Source organism: Streptomyces cellostaticus (assembly GCF_023630175.1).
In the GTDB taxonomy this organism is placed as follows: Bacteria; Actinomycetota; Actinomycetes; order Streptomycetales; family Streptomycetaceae; genus Streptomyces; species Streptomyces cellostaticus_A.
This window is the reverse complement of the sequence record NZ_JALLIN010000052.1, coordinates 1-19,960: the sequence shown is the minus strand read 5'-3', so window position 1 is coordinate 19,960 and position 19,960 is coordinate 1. Positions and strand designations below refer to the sequence as shown.

Below are 19,960 nucleotides of genomic sequence, written 5' to 3'. Positions count from 1 at the left end.
CAGGGTTCATCTACAGCGCCCGCAGCCCTTCGATGACTTCGCGCAGAAGGCGCTCGTCCGGCAACTGGGCCGGGGGCACCGGGCGGCGGACGGTGACACGGCCCAGTTCGAGCAGGTCGCCGAGGAGCACTCTGACCACGCCCACCGGCAGGTCCGCCCCGGCCGCGAGTTCGGCGACGGACTGCGTCTCCAGGCGGCACAGGTCGACCAGGGCCCGGTGTTCGGGTCCCAGCAGCGTGTCGTCGTCCGTCGCCGGTGCGGCCGGGTCGAGGGTGACGAGGGCGATCAGGTCGAAGCTCACCCCGGAGGGGCCGGGCTGCGTGCGTCCGCCGGTCATGGCGTAGGGGCGTACCAGCGGGCCGGCCTCGCCGTCGTACCACTGGATGCCCGGTTCGCCCGGACGGCCGGGCGGCATGTCGATCATCGCTTCCGCTCTTCCGGCTCATCCGGCGGCGGGCGGCCGGGCGGAGATGCGGGGCGCGGTGTGCAGGTGCTCACCGACGCGCTTGACCAGTCGTGCCATCTCGTAGGCGACCAGGCCGATGTCCGCGGTGGCGGCGGTGAGCACGGTGAGGCAGGAGCCTTCTCCGGCGGCGGCGACGAAGAGGAAGGCGTCGTCCATCTCCACCATGGTCTGGCGTACGCCGCCCGCTCCGAAGTGGCGTCCGGCGCCCTTGGCGAGGCTGTTGAAGCCGGAGGCCACAGCTGCCAGATGCTCCGCGTCGTCCCGTCCGAGGCCGGTGGAGGCGCCCACGGCGAGGCCGTCGTTGGACAGCACGACCGCGTGCCGTACCTCGCTCACCCGCATGACCAGGTCGTCCAGCAGCCAGTCGAGTTCGCCGGATCGATGGGCGGCCCTCATGCTCGAGTCGTGGATCATGCCGGGTCTCCTTCGGTGCTCTCACTGCCTGTTCCGGGTCCGGGGACGGCACCTCGGCCTGCGGGTCCGCCACCGCCTCGGACCCAGCCGTCGCGGTAGGCCGCCATACGGTCCCGTACGCGTTCGGGAGTGCGCCCGTCGTCACCGCGCGGGGCGGGTTCCGGGGCCGGCTCCTCGGGCGTCTGCCGGCGGAGCTGGGGGGCGAGGTTGGCCTGGCGCACACGACGTGGAAGGACCTCGGAGGGCTCTGAGTCGTGGGGCGGGCGAGGCGGCCTCAGGGCGGTGACCGCGGCGGGCGGCGGTTCGTGTGCGGAACCCGAGGTCGGAGGCACGGGGGCCGAGAGCGAGGGCACGGGGGCCGACGGGGGCGCGGGGGCCGGGTCCTGGTGCTCGGGTGGCGACGGCCGGCGTTCCGGAGTCGGGAGGTGGTGCGCGGGGGCGGTGGCCGCGAGGGCGGGCCGGCCGGGCCGGGCGGGGACCTCGGAAGGGGCCGGCGGCTCCTCGGGCACACGGGTGTACCGGGGTGTGCGCGGCGGGGCCGCGGGCGTCTCCTCGGGTGCGGGGTGTTCCGGGGACCCTGTGTGCAGGAGGGCGGTGGGCAGCAGCACGACCGCGGTCGTGCCTCCGTAGGGGGAGGTGCGCAGGTGCACCTTGACGCCGTGCCGGGAGGCGAGTCTGCTGACCACGAAGAGTCCCAGACGGTCGCTGTCGAACAGATCGAGGGCCTCGGACTGTTCGATGCGCCGGTTCGCCTCCGCGAGGACCTCGGCCCCCATGCCGAGGCCCCGATCCTCGACCTCCAGGACGTAGCCGTTGCCGACGGGTTCGCCGGTGACCCGCACGCGTGTGTGGGGCGGGGAGAACTGGGCGGCGTTCTCGACGAGTTCGGCCAGCAGATGGGTGAGGTCGGCGACCGCCGCCCCGACGACGGCCGCCGCCGGGAGCCCGCGCACCTCCACGCGCGCGTAGTCCTCGACCTCGGAGACCGCCGCGCGTACGACGTTCGTGAGGGGGACCGGAGTCCGCCAGGCCCGGCCGGGTGCCGCACCGGAGAGGATGATGAGGCTCTCGGCGTGGCGCCGCATCCGGGTGGTGAGGTGGTCGAGCCGGAACAGGTCGCTCAGCTCGTCGGGGTCGTCGGAGCGCCGCTCCATGCTGTCCAGGAGGCTGAGCTGACGGTGGACCAGTACCTGGCTGCGCCGGGCCAGGTTGACGAAGACCCCGGAGATGCCGCCGGCGAGTTCGGCCCGCTCCGCGGCCGCGCGCAGGGCGGCGCGGTGCACGACGGTCAGGGCCTCGGCGACCTGGCCGGTCTCGTCCTCCGCGGGCGGCCCGGCGGGGGCCTCGGCCTCGACGTCGATCTCCTTGCCCGTGCGCAGTTTCCGCATCGCCTCGGGGAGTTTGCGGCGGGCGATCTCCAGGGCGTCGTTGCGCAGGCTGACCAGTTCGATCACAAGGGCCCGGCCGATGCGGACGGAGATGACGAGCGAGGCGCCGACGGCGACGAGACCGAAGAGCACGGCGGCGCCCGCCGGACTCAGCAGTCCGCGCCGGTAGGGATCGGATCTGCCCGCCACGGCGCGGCCGGTGTCCGCCGCCAGGGTCCGCATGTCGTCCTGCACGCGCGCGTGGACGCTGTTCCAGGCGGTCCCCGGTGCCGCGGCCCCGGCACCGGGTCCGGCGTCGAGGATCCTGTCCTCGGTGGCGGTCAGGGCGGTGTGGGCCTCGGTACCCGCGAGGTCCTGCCACACGTCTCGCTGCGTGCCGGGCAGGTCCGCCACCGCGGCCTCGGTGAGCGCACGGCGCGTGGCGACGGCCGCGGCGAACAGCCGCAGCCGTTCGCCCTGCGGCCGGGCGTCCGGGCGGATGCCGCCGACGAGGGCGTCCTCCTGCGCCAGTGCCTCGGCGGCCCGGGAGAATTCGAGCAGCACGCGCGCGTCCGAGCCGACGTCGGCCTGCTGGATGCCGGTGAGGGCGCCGTCCACCGTGAAGGCCGTACCGATGGCACCCGTGTACTGGACGTGGGCCTGGTTCCAGCCGGCCCGGCGGTCGAGCACGGCGGTCCTCAGCGTGCGCAGGCGCTCGGCACGGGTCACGAAGGTCTCGAGCCGGTCCGCGACCCGTCCCGGGAGCTCCTGGCTGTCGGCGACCGTGCTGGCGTCGTCGAGCCGCAGCGCGGTCAGCGCGCGGTCGGTGCGGGCGCCCGCGGTCTTCAGAGCGTCGCCGTGTGCCGCGTCGGGCTCGGCGGCGTAGCGTACGGCCGCCGCCCGCTCGTCCTGCAGCGCGGTGACGGCGGCGGCCACCGGGGCGCGCAGCTCGGTGTCCACGCGCTGGGACTGGCGCAGCCGGGCGATGTCCTGGGCGGTGCTGACGGTGGCGTAGCCCCACAGGGCGAGCAGGGAGACGACGGGCACCATCAGCAGGCAGATCACCTTGGCGCGCACCGTGCGGGGGCGCAGACGCCGGCGTCCCACGCGCGCGGGCGGGTCGAGCGGAGGTGGGCCGAGGGGCTGATCCGCGCCCTCGTCGGCCGGTGGTCCGGCATGCGCGCGGCGTCCGCGCGGCGGGGCCGGCAGTCGTCCGGCCGAGCCGGCATCCGGGGTGTCTCGGGGTGGGCGCATGGCCTCCTCGCTCGGGACGTGGGACGGGGTCCGGGAACGGGGTCCCGCTAGCGGACGGCGCTCTGGACGGGCCGCTCGGCGGAGGCGGACGCCTCGCGTTCGCCGACCGTGGGCGAGAGCGCGACGAAGGCGGAGGTGAGGAACAGATAGGACCCGAGGCCGACGGCGAGAGGGAAGATGAACTGCATCGCAGTGGCCCCGGGCAGAGGGTCGCCGGAAGGGGCGACACGCACTCGCACCGCGAGCATTCCGGTGTAGTGCATGCTGCTGACCGCCGCTCCCATGACGAGGGAGGCGAGGGTGACCGCGAGGGGCGACTTGATGTTGAGCCCCGCCCACAGGGCCGCTGTCGCCGCCACGACGGCGATCAGCACCGAGAGGCCGACGAGGACGGGCCGGTAGGTCACGTCGCCGTGCAGTCGTACGGCCGCCATGCCCAGGTAGTGCATGCTGGCGACGCCCAGCCCGGTGGTGAGCCCGCCGAGCAGGAGGGCGCGGTTGCGGTCCTGGCTGCGACCGACGGCGAAGACGCCGGCGCAGACGACTGCGACGGCGATGACCAGGCTGAGGATGGTCAGTGGCACGTCGTACCGGATGTCGGTGCCGCTGACGCGGAAGCCGAGCATGGCCACGAAGTGCATGGTCCAGATGCCCGTGCCGATCGCGGAGGCGGCGGTGAGGAGCCAGTTGCGGCGTGACCGGCCGGTGGCGGCCAGTGCGCGGACGGTGCAGCGCAGGCCCAGCGCGGAGCCCGTGCAGGCCATGACGTACGACAGCACGGGGGTCAGCCAGCCGAAAGCGGCGTGGTCCAGGTGTCCCATGGCCCAGGGACGCTAGCCGGGGCAGAGGAGCACACAGGGGGCGCATTTCGAAAGGTGCTGGAATATGACACGGAGAGGTGGTGGAACGATCGGGTCGTGCTTGAACGTGCGCGCGGGAGTGTCCGTCGTGTCGGTGAGGAATCATGCGTGACATGAGCGACGACCACACCCACGTCCAGGAGTTCTTCGGCGCCCGCGCGGCCGGCTGGGACAGCAGGTTCCCCGACGACGGCCCCGCCTACGCGGCCGCGGTGGCGGAGATGGGCCTGCGCCCGGGCGACCGTGTGCTCGACGCCGGATGCGGCACGGGCCGCGCTCTGCCGCCGCTGCGGGCCGCGGTCGGGCCTGGCGGGGTGGTGGTCGGCGTCGATCTGACCGCGGAGATGCTCCAGGCCGCCGTGCGGGCCGGCAGGGACCGGGAGGGCCGCCTGCTGCTCGCGGACGTCGCCGCGCTGCCGCTGCGCCGCGGTGCGCTGGACGCGGTCTTCGCAGCCGGTCTGATCGCTCACCTGCCGCGGCCGGTCGAGAACCTGCGGGAGCTGGCCCGTGTGGTGCGTCCGGGCGGCCGGCTCGCGCTGTTCCATCCCATCGGCCGGGCGGCACTGGCGGCGCGGCAGGGGCGGCTGATCACTCCGGACGACCTCCGCGCCGAGGCCAACCTCCGTCCGGTGCTGGACCGTGCGGGGTGGCGCCTGACCTCGTACGCCGACGAGGACTCCCGCTTCCTCGCGCTGGCGACGCGCGAGGACTGAGCGCGAGGGGCCTGTCAGCCCCGTCCCGCCACGGCCGCCACGAAGGCGTCCGGGTTGTCGAACATGACGTTGTGCCCGGCGCCCGGCACCGTGAGGACGCGCACCCCCGCGGCTTCCAGGTCCTTCCGGCCCGGGAGTTCTCCGCTGTGCTCGCCCTGGAGATAGACGCGGTCGATGTCCAGGCCCTCGAGGATGGTGCGCATGACAGGGTCCGAGCCGCGGCGGAGGCCCACGGCGCTGCGGTGCAGTGCCCGGGGGTCGGCCAGCCGCATGGTGGCCGCCCACAGGGGGCCGACGGCCTCCAGCACGCGCGCGTGGCGCCGTTCGACGAACTCGTCCTCCCCGTAGGCGGCGATCGAGCTGCTGCCGGCCGTGGGCGGCGGGAAGGCGTCGAGGTTGGCCTCGGTCAGCACCAGGCGTGAGACCAGGTCGGGCCGCCGGTGGGTCAGCACGATGGCCACCGCGCCCCCCATGCTGTGCGCGATCAACTCGGCGCCGGTGGCGCCCGCCCGGTCCATCGCCACCGCCACGGCGTCGGCGTTCTCCTCCAACGTGTAGCCGAAGTGCTCGGGCCGATCGCTGGTCCCGTGCCCGGGCAGGTCCACGAACAGACTCCGCCTGCCGACCAGTTCGGGACGGGCCGCGACATGCGCGTGGTACACGGAGGAGACCGACCCCAGTCCGTGCAGGTACACGCGCGCGGGCTCCTCCCCGGGCACCTGCGTCCACCGGATCCGGCTTCCCCTGTCGTCGAACACGGCCTGCTCCACGTCGCCCCTCCTGCGTCACTGCTGCTCGGCTGCGCCGGGCACCATACTTCGACACCGATGTATTGCGCCACAGTAATATTCGGCCTCGCCGTACATCTCGCCGTACAGTGCCCGTCCGGGAGAATGCACCCATGCTGGAACTCGCCATCCTGGGCTTCCTCTGCGACGTCCCGCTGCACGGCTACGTCCTGCGCAGGCACATCGCCGCGCTCACCGGGCACGTGCGGCCCGTCGCCGAGAGCACGCTGTACCCCGCGATCAAGCGGCTGGAGAAGGCGGGGCTGCTGGCGCGGACCACCGAGCCGGGCGCCGTGGCCGCGCCGCGTCACGTCCTGACGCTGACCGAGGAGGGCAGGCAGGAGCTGCGCCGCCGCCTTTCCGAACCCGGACAGCGCGAGATCACCGACGAGAACCACTGGTTCACCGTGCTCGCGTTCCTGCGGCACCTCGACGATCCGGCCGCCCAGGCGGCGGTGCTGCGGCGCCGGCTGGCCTTCCTGGAGGAACCGGCGAGCTTCTTCTACGACGGAGACCGGCCACTGCGCGCCGAGGAACTCGACGATCCGTTCCGGCGCGGCGTCCTGACCATCGCACGCGCCACGAGCCGGGCCGAACTCACCTGGCTGCGCGACACCCTGGCCTCACTCGGGGACGTCGCCCGCTGAGGCGTCGAGGCGGCGTACCGGGCAGCCGCCCGTCCCCGGAACCGGGCGGGTGCCCAGGTCGGCGGGACGACAGCCGTTCGGGTAGCTCCTGATCTCCCGGTTCTGCCGGGCGAAGTGCGGCGCGCGGCGGGGCGGGAGCAGGCGCACCAGCCGGCCGCGGAAGCGGACCGCGCGGCGCACGAGCGCGGAGACGGCGGGACCCGGCGGCTCGTAGTGGAACGCACGCAGCAGGGGTTCGTCGAGCAGGGCGAGCGTGGCCGTGCGCAGCAGCGGTGCCAGCGGGCGCGGATACCAGGACGCCATCAGGTCGAGCGTGGCGTCGGAGACCCGCCGCGCCTGGTCGTCCCAGGCGAAGTGCGCCTGCTCGTAGGCGTCGAGCAGCGCCTCGAACTCCTCGTAGGTCTCCGGGACACCGGGGATGCCCAGGTGCAGGCCGAGGGTGCGGTAGTACTCGGTGGCCGCGACGACCTCGTGCCGGGACAGGCGGCGCCAGCCGTACGTGTCGATCCAGCGCCGGGGCACCACCACGAACGTGGACAGCACGTACCGCATGTCGTCGTCGCTGATGTCGTAGGCACGGTGCATCTGGTTGATGCGGCGGATCGCGGTGCGGCCGTCGGGAGAGGCGAAGCCGTGTTCCACGACGGTGTCCAGGAGCAGTGCGGTGTCGTCGTACCGCTTCTGGGTGCGCTCGGTCAGCTCCCCCGTCCGTGCCAGCAGCCGGCCGATCGAAGGGACGGCGTAGGTGCGGTAGAGGGCCAGCTCCAGGGCCCGCGTGTAGTCCCACGGGAATTCGAACGCCGTGCTGAGCCGGTAGATTTCGTGAGCGTCAGCCACCGGATCCATCCGCCGGATCCGCCTGAGCCGGTCGAAGCGCACCGCCGCTGCCCCCTTTTGCCGCCGGAGCTTCAACTCTACGTTGAACAGTGCCGGACGGGTGGTCGATGACGACCCCGCGCAGAGAAAGGCGGGTCACGTGTTCGACGCGATGCGCAAGTACGCCGCCAGGTTCCGCACCTCCCCGCGCGCGAAGGTGCCGGACGGACGGGAACGGCGTCCACACAACTTGTTCGAGGCCGCGGCGGCCTACGTGGCGGCGCGCACGGAGGACGACCAGGACGGCATCGACGAGGCGTCGGCCTGGGTGTCGCCGGAGGCGCTGTCCTTCGGGGTGAGCGAACTGGCGTCGCGGGCGGTCGCCGCGCTGGCCCGGGACCGCAACGAGTCGCCCCGGACGGTCGCCCGCGACCTCCTCGGCCTGCCGGCCTCCTGAACCGGACCGGACCCGCCCCGGGGCGCGGCCCCGCACCGGGCGGCCGTTTCGCCCCGTCCAGGTGGAAACCTGCAGCTCCGCGTGGTGTGCGAAGTCGTGACAAGCACCTTCCACTCGCACTAGGGTGCGCGCCGATGGACGAACCACTGGGAGGGCTGTGATGGCCGGGACGGACGAGCAGGCCGTCGCCGCCGCGGACGAGGCGCTGTACGTGCTCACGGCGGTGCTGCTGACGCCCGCACAGTTCCCGAGCGTGCTGGGCGACGACTATCCGCAGGCCTGTGCGGCGCTGGGTCTGGCGCCGCATGCCGACGGCTACGGGCTGGTGCTGGGGCAGGACGGTGACGGTGCCCGCTGGACGGTCGCCATCGACGACGTGTCGCTGGTCGCCGTGGCGATCGCCTCCTGGGACTGCGGCATGGAGTACGAACTGTCGCCGGACGAGAGCACGGTGGTGGCCGCCCTGCCGGGCTGGCCGCTGGCGGTCGCCGTGGCCGCGCCGGGCGTGCCCGCACCCCACGATCCCACCCCGGAAGCCGCGGAAGGTCCCGCGCTGACGCCGCCGGACACCAGTTCCTGGGGGCCGGCTCAGCGTCGCATGGGCGCCGACGAGATCGCGCTGCAGTGGGCGGTCTGGCGGGAGCAGATCGGCGACGACTACTCGCCCTCCCCCGACCCGCGGGCCGAGGCGGAGGAGCCCCCGGCCGACGCCGCCGCGGGCGAATCCAGGTCCGGGCACCCGGGTGTCCGGCGGGTACTGGCGGAGGCGCGTGCGTACGTCGACTCGCCGCCGCCGCTCGGCCGGGTCCGCTCCTCGTTCGCCCCGGGCGACGCCCGTACGCTGCGGGCGGACGGCCCCGGCTGGTCGATCGTGGCCCGCACGGACGACATCGCCTTCGTCCTGCTGGACGAGGAGCCGGGTGAGGTGCTGCCGGTGGGCCGGGGACCCGAGCTGCCCGGCCTGCTGGAGGCGCTCGACAAGCTGGCCGTGCGGCCCCTGTGAGCCGGGAAGCAGTGCCGCGCCCGCGGCGGCACGCGGCGCCCCCGTGACCGCTCTCCGGCCCGCCGGTGGGCCCCCACCCGTGTCCGCCCCGGCCGGACACGGGACTTTCAGCGGCCGAGTTCCTTGCGCGAGGCACGACGCAGTCTGCGCCGCTGTGAGGGATCCAGGGCCAGGTAGGCGGCGACCGGGACGCCCACCACGATGAGGAACGCCACCCACCAGGGCAGCCAGATCAGCAGGAGCAGACCGACCGCAACGCCCCCTGCGGCGATCTTCGCGTTCTTGGACATGAGCGTCGCCTCCTCAGCGGCAGCCCTTGCCGCTCTCTGTCCTGAGAACGGCCACACGCCTCCTGCGGTTCCGGGACCAGCCCCTGAGACATCCCCGATACCCATCCCCTAGTGGCCCGCACCACAGCCCGTGCAGGAGAACCGGGCCCCCGGCGTGCTGTACGGCGCTCCGGGCCGACGTCCCGCCGCCCGAGCCGTCCGGAACGGAGTGGGCCCGTCTCGTGGACCCGGCCGTCGAGCAGGCGGAGCACCGGTCCGGGAGGACGGCCCGGGAGGCCCATCGGCTGCTGAGGCGGTCCCCGGACGGCAGCGGTTCCGGGGACCGGGACCACGGCGCGCCGTCGGCGGCCGAGGACGCCGTACGGCTCGCCGACGGCGGGGTCCCGCTGCCGCGTGCCCGCGCGGCTCGCCGAGGGTTTTCGGGGCGGGGCCGCGAGGGGCTGGTGACGGCCGTTCGCGCATGGCGCCCGGGAGGGCCCGCGGCCCCCGTCCGTGCCCGACGCGGAGTGGCAGGTCCGGGACGTGGCGCGCGCACGCGCGCGTGCAGCCCCGGACACGCCCTGGGAGGCGGACCAGCGACCGCCGTTCCGGCGCGGCGGCAAACCGGTGCACGATCCCGGATGAAGCGGGTGCAGTCGCGCCCAGAGCCGGACGGCCGCCGGTGGCCGTGCCCGGCGCGGGGCGGCCGCTGGGATCCGGCGGATGCCCCGGCCCGGAGCCCGGCAGCCGCGCGGGTGACGGCCCGCGCGGCCCAAGGACCCCGCCGCGCCAGGACCCCCGACGGCCGCGGCGACCTGGCGGACCGGCGCGCCGGCCGGCAGCGGAATGGGGGAGGCGTAGTACCTGAAGGGTGTCGGCCGACCGGGGCCCCGCCAGGCCTCTCCGAAGCCGTCCGGCGAATGAAGCCGTCCGGCGCATGCGGAGGGACCCGGCGGGACGCGGCCGACGGGACCGGGCCGGAGAGGGCCGTCCGGTCGGATCCGGCAGGGCCCGGACTCAGCCCCGGGCGCCCAGCAGGTGGTCCATGGCCAACTGGTCGAGCCGCTCGAAGGCCATGCCGCGCGCGGCGGCCGCCGCCACGTCGAACTCCTCGAAGGCCGCGCGATCGGCGAGCAGGCCCTCCAGGCCGTCCGCCGCGGTCGGCCGGGCGAGCTCGTCCAGCCGCGAGGCGCGCAGCGCCTCCTGGACCTCCGGGTCGGCGCGGAACGCGGCGGCCCGCTCCTTCAGGACGAGGTAGTTGCGCATGCAGCCGGCCGCCGACGCCCACACGCCGTCGAGGTCCTCGGTCCGCGGCGGCTTGAAGTCGAAGTGCCGGGGGCCCTCGTACCCCGCGGTCTCGAGCAGGTCGACGAGCCAGAAGGCGGCGCGCAGGTCACCGGCGCCGAACCGCAGGTCCTGGTCGTACTTGATGCCGGACTGGCCGTTGAGGTCGATGTGGAAGAGCTTGCCCGCCCACAGGGCCTGCGCGATGCCGTGCGGGAAGTTCAGCCCGGCCATCTGCTCGTGCCCGACCTCGGGGTTGACGCCGTACAGCTCCGGGCGCTCCAACCGCTCGATGAAGGCGAGCGCGTGACCGACCGTGGGCAGCAGGATGTCGCCCCGCGGCTCGTTGGGCTTGGGCTCGATGGCGAACCGGAGGTCGTACCCCTGCGAGACGACGTACTCGCCGAGGAGGTCGAACGCCTCCTTCATGCGGTCCAGGGCGGCTCGGACGTCCTTGGCGGCGCCGGACTCCGAGCCCTCGCGGCCGCCCCAGGCGACGTACGTCCTCGCGCCCAGTTCGGCGGCGAGGTCGATGTTGCGGATCGTCTTGCGCAGGGCGTAGCGCCGGACGTCGCGGTCGTTGGCGGTGAACGCGCCGTCCTTGAAGACGGGGTGCTTGAAGAGGTCGGTGGTGGCCATCGGCACGGTCATGCCGGTGGCGTCCAGGGCCTGGCGGAAGCGCTTGATGTGGGACTCGCGCTCGGTGTCCGAGGACCCGAAGGGGATCAGGTCGTCGTCGTGGAAGGTCACTCCGTGGGCGCCGAGCTCCGCCAGACGCCGCACCGTCTCGACCGGGTCGAGGGCGCGGCGGGTGGCGTCGCCGAACGGGTCCCTGCCCTGCCAGCCGACGGTCCACAGGCCGAAGGTGAACCTGTCCTCGGGGGTGGGCTGGTAGCTCATGCCGTGGCTCCTCGCTTGGTACGACTATTTCGTCATGGCCGTTTACAAATTAGTATGCGCACACACCTCCGGGAAGAGACAAGGTGTGTCCTCGACGACGGTGGATTCGTTCCACCGCCGCCGCGGACGGATGTCCTGCCGGGTCACGGCACGTCCCGCGGAGCCGCGGAAAGAGGGAGAGCCCGATGTCAGCAGCCGAGGGTCCGCTCGTGGTGGGCGTGGACACCTCCACCCAGTCCACGAAGGCACTGGTCGTCGACTCGGCCACCGGCGAGGTGGTGGCGAGCGGCCAGGCGCCGCACACCGTGTCCTCAGGGGTGGGCCGGGAGAGTGATCCGCGCCAGTGGTGGGACGCGCTGTGCGAGGCGCTGCGTCAGTGCGGCGAGCCGGCGCACGAGGCCGCGGCGGTGTCGGTCGGGGGTCAGCAGCACGGTCTGGTCACGTTGGACGACCGGGGCGAGCCGGTGCGCCCCGCGCTGCTCTGGAACGACGTCCGCTCGGCGCCGCAGGCCCGTCGGCTCGTCGGGGAACTGGGCGGTCCGAAGGCGTGGGCGGAGCGGACCGGAAGTGTGCCCGGGGCGTCGTTCACCGTGACGAAGTGGGCCTGGCTGGCCGAGCACGAGCCCGATGCCGTCCGTGCCACCAGGGCGGTTCGGCTCCCGCACGACTATCTCACCGAGCGGCTGACCGGTCAGGGCACGACCGATCGCGGTGACGCGTCCGGCACTGGCTGGTGGGCCGCCGGCACCGAGGCGTACGACGAGGAGACGCTTGCCCACGTGGGGCTCGATCCGGCGCTGCTGCCCCGGGTGGTGCGGCCCGGCGAGGTGGCCGGCACCGTGCGCGACGGCCGCGGCCTGCCGTTCTCCCGGGGCACCCTGGTGGCACCGGGCACCGGTGACAACGCAGCCGCCGCGCTGGGCCTCGGGCTCAGGCCGGGCACGCCGGTGCTGAGCCTCGGCACGTCCGGCACCGTGTACGCGGTCGCCAGGCGCCGACCCGCCGACCCGACGGGAACGGTGGCCGGTTTCGCGGACGCGCACGGGGACTGGCTGCCGCTCGCCTGCACGCTGAACTGCACCCTCGCCGTGGACCGTGTCGCGGCACTGCTGGGCCTGGACCGCGAGGCCGTGGAGGCCGGCACCTCCGTCACCCTGCTGCCGTACCTGGACGGCGAGCGGACCCCGAACCTCCCCCACGCCTCCGGCCTGCTGCACGGGCTGCGTCATGACACGACCGGCGGCCAGTTGCTGCAGGCGGCCTACGACGGCGCGGTGCACGCCCTGCTCGGCGCGCTGGAACTGGTCCTGGACGAGGACGCGGACCGCGGCACGCCGCTGCTGCTGATCGGCGGCGGCGCCCGCGGCACCGCCTGGCAGCAGACCGTACGGCGGCTGTCCGGGCGGCCGGTCCAGATCCCGCGGGCCCGGGAACTGGTCGCCCTGGGGGCCGCCGCACAGGCGGCCGGCCTGCTGACCGGGGAGGATCCGGGCGCGGTGGCACGCCGGTGGCGGACGGCAGCCGGCCCGGTGCTGGAGGCCGTGGAGCGGGACGAGGCGACGCTGGCGCGGATCAGCGGGGTACTCTCCGACGCGGCCCCGCTGCTGGAGCGGGGTGCGGAAGCGCACTGAGACCGAGCCTCCGGTCCGGGATCCGGGGCCGCAGCAGACACCGAGGGTTGACGAAGGGTATGACCGCACCACTGCACGAGGGTCGCGAGCGCGGTATCGGACGCTCCCTGCCGGACACCCAGCAGGGCATGCGCCGACGCAACCTCGCCCGGGTGATGCACGCCGTCAGCGCGGCGGGCCCGCTCTCGCGGGCGGCGGTCGCCTCGCGCATCGGACTGACCCGGGCCGCGGTGTCGACCCTCGTGGACGAACTGATCCGCTGGGGACTGCTGGAGGAACTGGGCCCGGAGCGGCCGGGGCGGGTGGGCCGCCCCGGATCGGCTCTCGCGGTGAGCGGACGCGGCCCGGCCGGCATCGGGGCGGAGATCGGCGTCGATCGTCTGGCCGTGTGCGCGGTGGACCTGCGCGGGACCGTCCGCGCGCGTGCCGTGCGGTACGGCACGAACCGCGGCCGGGCCCCGGAACCCGTACTGGAGGAGCTGACCGAGCTGGTCGGCGGCGTCCTGACCGAGGCCGAACGGGAAGGCCTGTGGGCCGCCGGACTCGCGGTCGCCGTGCCCGGCCTCGTGGCCCGCGACGGCCGCACCGTCGTCCGCGCCCCGAACCTCGACTGGCACGATACGGACCTCGGGGCCCTGTTGCCCGGCGGGCCGCCGCTGACCGTGGACAACGAGGCCAACTTCGGTGCTCTGGCGGAGCTGTGGCTGGGCGCGGGCACTCCGCGCGACTTCCTGCACGTGTCGGCCGAGATCGGCATCGGCGCCGCGCTGGTCGTGGACGGGCGGCTGCTGCGCGGCGCACGCGGTTTCGCGGGCGAGCTGGGACACGTGCCCGTCCATCCCGACGGCCCCGCCTGCCCGTGCGGGGGGCGCGGCTGCCTGGAGCAGTACGCCGGCGAGGAGGCGGTGCTGCGCGCGGCCGGCCTGGAGCCGCGCGAGGACCTGGCCGGCCTGCTCGCGGGGCGCGCCGCGGAGGGCGACGAGGCCGTGCGCCGGGCCCTGCGGGACGCGGGCACGGCCCTGGGCACGGCGCTGACCGGGGCCGTCAATCTGCTCGACCCCGAGACCGTCGTCCTGGGCGGGGCACTCGCCGGTCTCTCCCCCTGGCTGCTGCCCGCGCTGGAGGCGGAGTTGACGGGGCGTACGGCCGGGCCGGCCTGCCCGGTGTCCGTGTCGGCACTGGGCCCCGAAGGCCCGCTGCTGGGCGCCGCCCACCATGTCGTCCGGGCGGTGCTCGACGACCCGGCGACCGCCGCGGAGCGGCCCGTGCCGGAGAGGGACTGACGGAACGAGGCGGACGGCCGGGCACGGAGCACACCCGGGGCCGGGGCCCGCACTGGGACGGGTCCGGTTCCGTCCTGGTCCGGACTCGCGTCCGAGGACTCGGCGAACCGGGCCGAGGAACCGGCCGCAGGCGACAGGCGCACGAGACGACCCCAGGAAACGGGCGCAGGAATCGAGCTGAGGAACCGGCCGAGGGCCGAGGACCGGCCTGACGGACCGTCCGGGGAGACCGGGGCCGGCGGAGGGCACCGAGCGGCCGACCTCACCCGATCGGGTGGCCGAGTTGTCCACACAGCACGCTCCGTCCACCGGTCCGCTGCGCACCCTTATGCCCAACTCCCCCACGTCGTACCGTGATTTGCACGAGACACGACCGCGGGGCCGTCCCGCCACTGCCCCGCGGACGTGCCTCGCGCGACGAGGAACGCACACACGTCGGGCGAGGAACGCGCCCCCGTCGAGGGGGCCGCGGCCGACGTCCGTCGCGGGAAGACCTCGACACGTACGGGGAGGGGTGGCCGTGGCGCGCGAACCGAACACCGTGGTGATGGTGGTCCGCCGCGAGGGCGCCACCGCCGCCCGCCCCCGGTTGGAGTCAGACCCGCGGCCGATCTCGACCGGCACGGCGCGCCCGCTGGAGGACGCGTTCCGGATGTCGCAGCTTGACCTGGTGCGGTGACCGGCGCCCGGCACGCGCACACGGCCGCGCGAGACCCTGCGGCACCCCCTCTGACGTCCCGTCAACCGCGCAACGGCACGGCCCCATCCCCCCACCCGCTCCGAAAGGCAGCCGACGATGGACACGAACCGGCCCGGACTCCAGCTCAGCAGGCGACGGATCCTGATGGGCGCGGCACTCGCCGCGGTCCCCTCCGTACTGCTCCCCGACGCCCACGCGAGCACACAGGCGACCCTGGACTACCCCTCGGCCGAGTGGCAGCCGGCGATCTCCACCAACTACACGGCGTCGAACCGCCCCGGCAGCTACTCCGTCGACCGCGTGATCATCCACGTCACCCAGGAGACGTACAGCGACACGCTGTCCATCTTCCGCAACCCCGACAAGAAGGTGTCGGCCCACTACGTGGTCCGCTCGGCGGACGGTCATGTGGCGCAGTGCGTGCGCGAGGCGGACATCGCCTGGCACGCGGGCAACTGGGACTACAACACCCGCAGCGTCGGTATCGAGCACGAGGGCTGGGTGGACCAGCCGGCCTACTTCACCAACGCCCTCTACGAGCAGTCCGCGAAGCTGACGGCGGCGATCTGCTCCCACTACGGCATCCCCAGGGACAGACAGCACATCATCGGCCACTACGAGGTGCCGGGCAGCACCCACTCCGATCCCGGCCCACTGTGGGACTGGGTGCGCTACATCAGACTGGTCAATTTCGCCTAGGCGGCTGTCGAACCGGTTGTCCCCACCAACACGTCGAGTGACGATGGTGCCAGCCGTTTCACCCGTCGGGAGGGCCAGTTGACCGACCCCTGGGTGGCCCTGGAACCGGGGGCCGACCCCGCTGAGCGCGTCCGGGCGCTGCGCCGTGCGCACGAGACGTTCACCACGGCGGGCACGGTGCCACGCCCGGTGCGCCCGGTGGTGGCCGAGTCCTGGCGGCGCAGCGCGCGGGCCGGTGTGGGGCCGGACGGCACGGCGAACGTGGAGCTGACCGACGGCGATCTCGGCGTCCACCGGGCCGAACATCCGCTGGCCCGGGTGATGCCGCTGTTCAGGGAGCTGATGGGCTCGTTCGCCGCCGACGGCGAGCATCTGCTGGCGGTGTGCGACGCGCACGGCCGACTGCTGTGGGTCGAGGGTCACCCGGCGACCCGGCGCCTCGCGGACCGGATGAACTTCGTGCCAGGCGCTCTCTGGTCGGAGGCGGCGGTCGGCACCAACGCGCCGGGGACGGCCGTCACGCTGGACCGGCCGGTGCAGGTGTTCGCGGCGGAGCACTTCATCCGGCGGGTGCAGCCGTGGACCTGCGCGGCCGCGCCGGTGCACGACCCGCACACCGGGCGGGTCCTGGGCGCCGTCGACATCACCGGCGGCGACGGGCTGGCCCACCCGCACAGCCTGGGCTTCGTGCGGGCGGTGGCCCGGGCCGCCGAGTCGCAGCTCGCGCTGCTGGCGCCGCCCCGGCCGGCGCGGGACACGGCTCTGCTCAGTGCGCTGGGCCGGGACGAGGCGGAACTCCGCCTGGACGGACGGCGGGTGCGGCTCGGCCGTCGGCACAGCGAGATCCTCGTGCTGCTGGCCCGCCGTCCCGAGGGGCTGGCCGGAGACGAACTGCTCTGCGCGCTGTACGAGGACGAGGCGGTGACCCCGGTGACGCTGCGGGCCGAGCTGGCGCGACTGCGCCGCCTGATCGGGCCGGGGCTGCTCGCCTCACGGCCGTACCGGCTGACGGTGCCCGTGGAGACCGACGTCACCGTGGTGGAGCGGCGGCTGGAGGCGGGCGCGGTGACCGGGGCGGTGGCGTCGTACACCGGTCCCCTGCTGCCGGGTTCGCGGGCCCCGGGGGTCGTACGGCTCAGGCGGCGCCTCGCCGAGGGGATGCGGTCGGCGCTGATCGCGCGGCGCGATCCGGATCTGCTCGCCGGATGGGCGGGTGCCCCGTGGGGCGAGGACGACCTGGAGGTGTGGCGGGCCCTGGCGGCGGTGCGCCCTTCGGCATCGGTACGGGCGCGCGTCGCGGCACTGGAGGGGGAACTGGCCCTGCCGGCGGCACCACGCGGCCGGGCGTTCACGCCACCGGGCCACGGCGCAACGTACTCGCAACGTCCGCGCGCCTAGCCTCGCGCCGCGAGCTGCCCAACGGCGGGCAGCGCTTCACCGGGAGGCAGACCAGCATGACCCGTTACGCGGCGCCCGGCTCCGAGGGCGCGATCGTCTCCTACCAGGCGCGCTACGACCACTTCATCGGCGGCGCGTACGTGCCGCCGGCGCGCGGTCAGTACTTCGAGAACCCGTCACCGGTCAACGGGCAGCCGTTCACCGAGATCGCGCGCGGCACGGCGGAGGATGTCGAGCGTGCGCTGGACGCGGCGCACGAGGCCGCGCCCGGATGGGGCCGGACGGCGGTGGCGGACCGCTCCGACGTCCTGCTGCGGATCGCCGACCGCATGCAGGCGAACCTCGAGTCCCTCGCCGTGGCGGAGAGCTGGGAGAACGGCAAGCCGGTACGGGAGACGCTGGCGGCGGACATCCCGCTCGCCATCGACCACTTCCGCTACTTCGCGGGCGCCATCCGCGCGCAGGAGGGCTCGCTGAGCGAGATCGACGACGCCACGGTGGCGTACCACTTCCACGAGCCGCTCGGTGTGGTCGCGCAGATCATCCCGTGGAACTTCCCGATCCTGATGGCCGCCTGGAAGCTGGCGCCGGCGCTCGCCGCGGGCAACGCGGTCGTCCTCAAGCCGGCCGAGCAGACCCCGGCGTCCATCCACTACTGGGTGAGCCTGATCGCCGACCTGCTGCCGCCGGGCGTGCTGAACATCGTCAACGGCTTCGGCGCGGAGGCGGGCAAGCCCCTGGCGTCCAGCCCTCGGGTGGCGAAGGTGGCGTTCACCGGGGAGACCACGACCGGGCGGCTGATCATGCAGTACGCCTCGGAGAACATCAAGCCCGTCACGCTGGAGCTCGGCGGCAAGTCCCCGAACATCTTCTTCGACGACGTCTGGGCGCAGGACGACGACTTCCGGGACAAGGCCCTCGAGGGCTTCACGATGTTCGCGCTCAACCAGGGAGAGGTGTGCACCTGCCCCTCCCGGGCGCTCGTCCAGCGGGGCCACTACGCCGAGTTCCTGGAGGCGGCCGTGGCCCGCACCCGGCTGATCAAGCCGGGGCACCCGCTCGACACCGACACGATGATCGGCGCACAGGCCTCCAACGACCAGTTGGAGAAGATCCTGTCCTACCTGGACATCGGCCGGCAGGAGGGCGCCAAGGTCCTCACCGGTGGCGAACGCGTCGAGTACGACGGCGAACTGAAGGGCGGCTACTACGTCCAGCCGACCATCTTCGAGGGCGACAACCGCATGCGGGTCTTCCAGGAGGAGATCTTCGGACCGGTCGTCTCGGTGGCCTCCTTCGACGACTTCGACGACGCCATCAAGATCGCGAACGACACCCTGTACGGGCTGGGAGCGGGGGTGTGGACCCGCGACCTCAACACCGCCTACCGCGCGGGCCGCGCGATCCAGGCGGGCCGCGTGTGGACGAACTGCTACCACGCCTACCCGGCGCACGCCGCGTTCGGCGGCTACAAGCAGTCCGGAATCGGCCGCGAGACGCACCGGATGATGCTCGACCACTACCAGCAGACGAAGAATCTTCTGGTGTCGTACTCGCCGAAGAGGCTGGGCTTCTTCTAGACACATGCGAAAAGGCGCCTGACCTGGGTTTTCACCCGTCAGGCGTCCTTCGTTGCCACCCGCTCTCGACCGGCCCGGCTTGCGCGCTAACTCCCAATTCCTCCCACGACTGCACCCCTCCTGACCAGTGCTTCCGGACCAGTCACGGACCAAACCCCCGGTTCAGCCCTCGGGTACGTCACCTTGACTGACACGCTGCCACTCGTTCATGGACTGCTCGATGAGACGGTTCGCCTGCTCTCGAAGGCCGTCAAGGAACTTGGCGTAGTGGCGAAAGAGAACCTCGATGCTCTGGCCGGCGCGGCGGGCGCACTCGGCCGGGTCCACTCCGGAGTAGAGCCAGAACGAGATTCCGGCGTGACGGAGATCGTAAGGCCGCTTGGCCAGGCGAGAAGTGCGCTCAGTACGGGTCAGGGCGTATTCCCGGGCCCGGGCCCGCGCCCATGTGATGCCGTAGGCGGCAGCGTCCACGTAGTTGCCGCCCTGGTTCTGGAAAAGTCGACCGTCGGGTGCCACGTCGAACCGATTCACATGGGCACGCAACATGCGTACGAACTGCGGCGGGATGGGAACAGGCCGCGTTGCGCTTGCCGCGCGACGCTTGAGCGAGTGCGCCTCGTGCACGGTCCTCGACCGCGCACAGGTCACGCGAGTCCCCAGTGATGGGGCTGCTGGGGCTCCGCAGCGCGGGCACACATAGGGTCCGGGTGTCCGGCGCAAGGACCGCAGGCCCGCTGCCCGTCGACGCGGGCGATGAGAACCTTCACCGTGGGGCAGGAGGGACACGGGCCAGGCTTGCGCCGGGCCTCCGCAGGTCCACCGCTTGGACCGTGCCGGGCCGCTGGTGAATGCCGCACCCGCTCGGGGTCCTCGGCAGCACCATAGATACGCAGGGTCCCCCACAGCGTCCGCGGGCTGGGTGTCTCCTTCATTTCCAGCAGGTCATAGGGAAAAACGCCGCGCCGATGACCGGGCGCCACCAGACTGCCGATGCCATTGGTCGTCGCCGTGGGCAATCGGGAATAGGGTCTACGTGACATGGTGTGCGGCCTGTACGCACAGTCCGGGTCGGCGCGACCGTAGCGAGGAGGAGCAGTGGGCTTCCAACGGATGAACCGTCCGGCGCGCGGGGATGGGACCGACCGGACCGCCACCACCTCCAGCCCATCACGGATGGTCTCACGGGCTGGGTTGGGCCCCGTGGTCGAGGTGGCCGGGCGGCCCCTACCCAGGGTCTTTGAGAAGTGATCTTGTGTCCGGGTTCGTCACGCCAGGCCGAAGGCGGTGAGGGGCCGCAGGTGGTTTCGGGTGGTGTGGCGGAGGGCGGCTGCGATGTTGGTGTGGCCGTCCTGACGGTGGACGCCGATGGCGAGGTTGCGCAGGCCGGCCATGACGCGGGGTAGGTGGCGGGTGCGGATGTGCGAGGCGTCT

19 protein-coding genes are annotated in these 19,960 nt (G+C 73.5%); 10 read left to right on the top strand and 9 right to left on the bottom strand.

Going from position 1 to position 19,960, the window contains the following annotated elements; genetic code table 11:
* Positions 1–10: 10 nt before the first annotated feature.
* Genes MXD57_RS26915 through MXD57_RS26900 form a run of 4 tightly spaced genes read right to left on the bottom strand, consistent with a single transcriptional unit; the run spans position 11 to position 4,322 of the window.
* Positions 11–424, bottom strand: coding sequence for a DUF742 domain-containing protein (locus MXD57_RS26915; protein WP_250404628.1), 414 nt, complete (start codon positions 422–424; stop codon positions 11–13).
* Positions 425–442: 18 nt separating this feature from the next.
* Positions 443–880, bottom strand: coding sequence for a roadblock/LC7 domain-containing protein (locus tag MXD57_RS26910; RefSeq protein ID WP_250404627.1), 438 nt, complete (start codon positions 878–880; stop codon positions 443–445).
* Positions 877–3,501 (bottom strand): nitrate- and nitrite sensing domain-containing protein, encoded by a 2,625-nt coding sequence (locus MXD57_RS26905; protein WP_250404626.1) that lies wholly within the window; start codon positions 3,499–3,501, stop codon positions 877–879. The genes MXD57_RS26910 and MXD57_RS26905 overlap by 4 nt, the downstream gene beginning before the upstream one ends.
* Before the next feature lie 47 nt (positions 3,502–3,548).
* Positions 3,549–4,322 (bottom strand): MHYT domain-containing protein, encoded by a 774-nt coding sequence (locus tag MXD57_RS26900; protein WP_250404625.1) that lies wholly within the window; start codon positions 4,320–4,322, stop codon positions 3,549–3,551.
* Between the two features lie 152 nt (positions 4,323–4,474).
* On the opposite strand from MXD57_RS26900, the gene MXD57_RS26895 reads away from it, so the two are divergent.
* A complete protein-coding gene (locus MXD57_RS26895) occupies positions 4,475–5,074 on the top strand; it encodes a class I SAM-dependent methyltransferase (RefSeq protein WP_250404624.1) in 600 nt (199 codons plus the stop codon).
* Between the two features lie 14 nt (positions 5,075–5,088).
* On the opposite strand, the gene MXD57_RS26890 is transcribed toward MXD57_RS26895, so the two are convergent.
* Positions 5,089–5,844, bottom strand: a complete 756-nt coding sequence (locus tag MXD57_RS26890) for an alpha/beta fold hydrolase (RefSeq protein ID WP_250404623.1) — start codon at positions 5,842–5,844, stop codon at positions 5,089–5,091.
* 131 nt (positions 5,845–5,975) lie between these two features.
* On the opposite strand from MXD57_RS26890, the gene MXD57_RS26885 reads away from it, so the two are divergent.
* Positions 5,976–6,509 (top strand): PadR family transcriptional regulator, encoded by a 534-nt coding sequence (locus MXD57_RS26885; protein WP_250404622.1) that lies wholly within the window; start codon positions 5,976–5,978, stop codon positions 6,507–6,509.
* On the opposite strand, the gene MXD57_RS26880 is transcribed toward MXD57_RS26885, so the two are convergent.
* Positions 6,486–7,355, bottom strand: a complete 870-nt coding sequence (locus MXD57_RS26880; protein ID WP_250404621.1) for an oxygenase MpaB family protein — start codon at positions 7,353–7,355, stop codon at positions 6,486–6,488. The two genes, MXD57_RS26885 and MXD57_RS26880, sit on opposite strands and share 24 nt — an antisense overlap.
* Positions 7,356–7,497: 142 nt before the next feature.
* On the opposite strand from MXD57_RS26880, the gene MXD57_RS26875 reads away from it, so the two are divergent.
* Both MXD57_RS26875 and MXD57_RS26870 read left to right on the top strand, forming a co-directional pair.
* A complete protein-coding gene (locus MXD57_RS26875; protein WP_284506154.1) occupies positions 7,498–7,782 on the top strand; it encodes a hypothetical protein in 285 nt (94 codons plus the stop codon).
* Between the two features lie 160 nt (positions 7,783–7,942).
* The gene (locus MXD57_RS26870; protein WP_250404619.1) at positions 7,943–8,785 is read left to right on the top strand and encodes a hypothetical protein; all 843 of its coding nucleotides are present in this window, start codon (positions 7,943–7,945) and stop codon (positions 8,783–8,785) included.
* Positions 8,786–8,892: 107 nt separating this feature from the next.
* On the opposite strand, the gene MXD57_RS26865 is transcribed toward MXD57_RS26870, so the two are convergent.
* Together MXD57_RS26865 and xylA are read right to left on the bottom strand one after the other, a co-directional pair.
* Positions 8,893–9,075 carry a hypothetical protein gene (locus MXD57_RS26865; protein WP_250404618.1) on the bottom strand — a complete coding sequence of 61 codons (183 nt, stop codon included), beginning with the start codon at positions 9,073–9,075 and terminating at the stop codon, positions 8,893–8,895.
* 996 nt (positions 9,076–10,071) lie between these two features.
* Positions 10,072–11,238, bottom strand: a complete 1,167-nt coding sequence (gene xylA, locus MXD57_RS26860; protein ID WP_250404617.1) for a xylose isomerase — start codon at positions 11,236–11,238, stop codon at positions 10,072–10,074.
* Positions 11,239–11,423: 185 nt separating this feature from the next.
* Between xylA and xylB the strand changes: the two genes are divergently transcribed.
* The 6 genes from xylB to exaC all read left to right on the top strand — a co-directional run bounded on the left by xylB (position 11,424) and on the right by exaC (position 18,529).
* Positions 11,424–12,869 (top strand): xylulokinase, encoded by a 1,446-nt coding sequence (xylB, locus tag MXD57_RS26855; RefSeq protein ID WP_250404616.1) that lies wholly within the window; start codon positions 11,424–11,426, stop codon positions 12,867–12,869.
* 59 nt (positions 12,870–12,928) lie between these two features.
* Positions 12,929–14,152, top strand: coding sequence for an ROK family transcriptional regulator (locus MXD57_RS26850; RefSeq protein WP_250404615.1), 1,224 nt, complete (start codon positions 12,929–12,931; stop codon positions 14,150–14,152).
* Between the two features lie 520 nt (positions 14,153–14,672).
* A complete protein-coding gene (locus MXD57_RS26845; RefSeq protein ID WP_374114753.1) occupies positions 14,673–14,831 on the top strand; it encodes a hypothetical protein in 159 nt (52 codons plus the stop codon).
* A 117-nt stretch (positions 14,832–14,948) separates the two neighbouring features.
* The gene (locus MXD57_RS26840; protein WP_250404614.1) at positions 14,949–15,551 is read left to right on the top strand and encodes an N-acetylmuramoyl-L-alanine amidase; all 603 of its coding nucleotides are present in this window, start codon (positions 14,949–14,951) and stop codon (positions 15,549–15,551) included.
* Positions 15,552–15,629: 78 nt separating this feature from the next.
* Positions 15,630–16,949: a GAF domain-containing protein gene (locus tag MXD57_RS26835; protein WP_250404613.1), complete on the top strand. Its 1,320-nt coding sequence runs from the start codon at positions 15,630–15,632 to the stop codon at positions 16,947–16,949.
* 56 nt (positions 16,950–17,005) lie between these two features.
* Positions 17,006–18,529, top strand: a complete 1,524-nt coding sequence (gene exaC / locus MXD57_RS26830; protein WP_250404612.1) for an acetaldehyde dehydrogenase ExaC — start codon at positions 17,006–17,008, stop codon at positions 18,527–18,529.
* A gap of 162 nt (positions 18,530–18,691) precedes the next feature.
* On the opposite strand, the gene MXD57_RS26825 is transcribed toward exaC, so the two are convergent.
* Entirely contained in the window at positions 18,692–19,153 is a 462-nt protein-coding gene (locus tag MXD57_RS26825) for an integrase (RefSeq protein WP_250404611.1), read from the bottom strand.
* Positions 19,154–19,960: the final 807 nt, after the last annotated feature.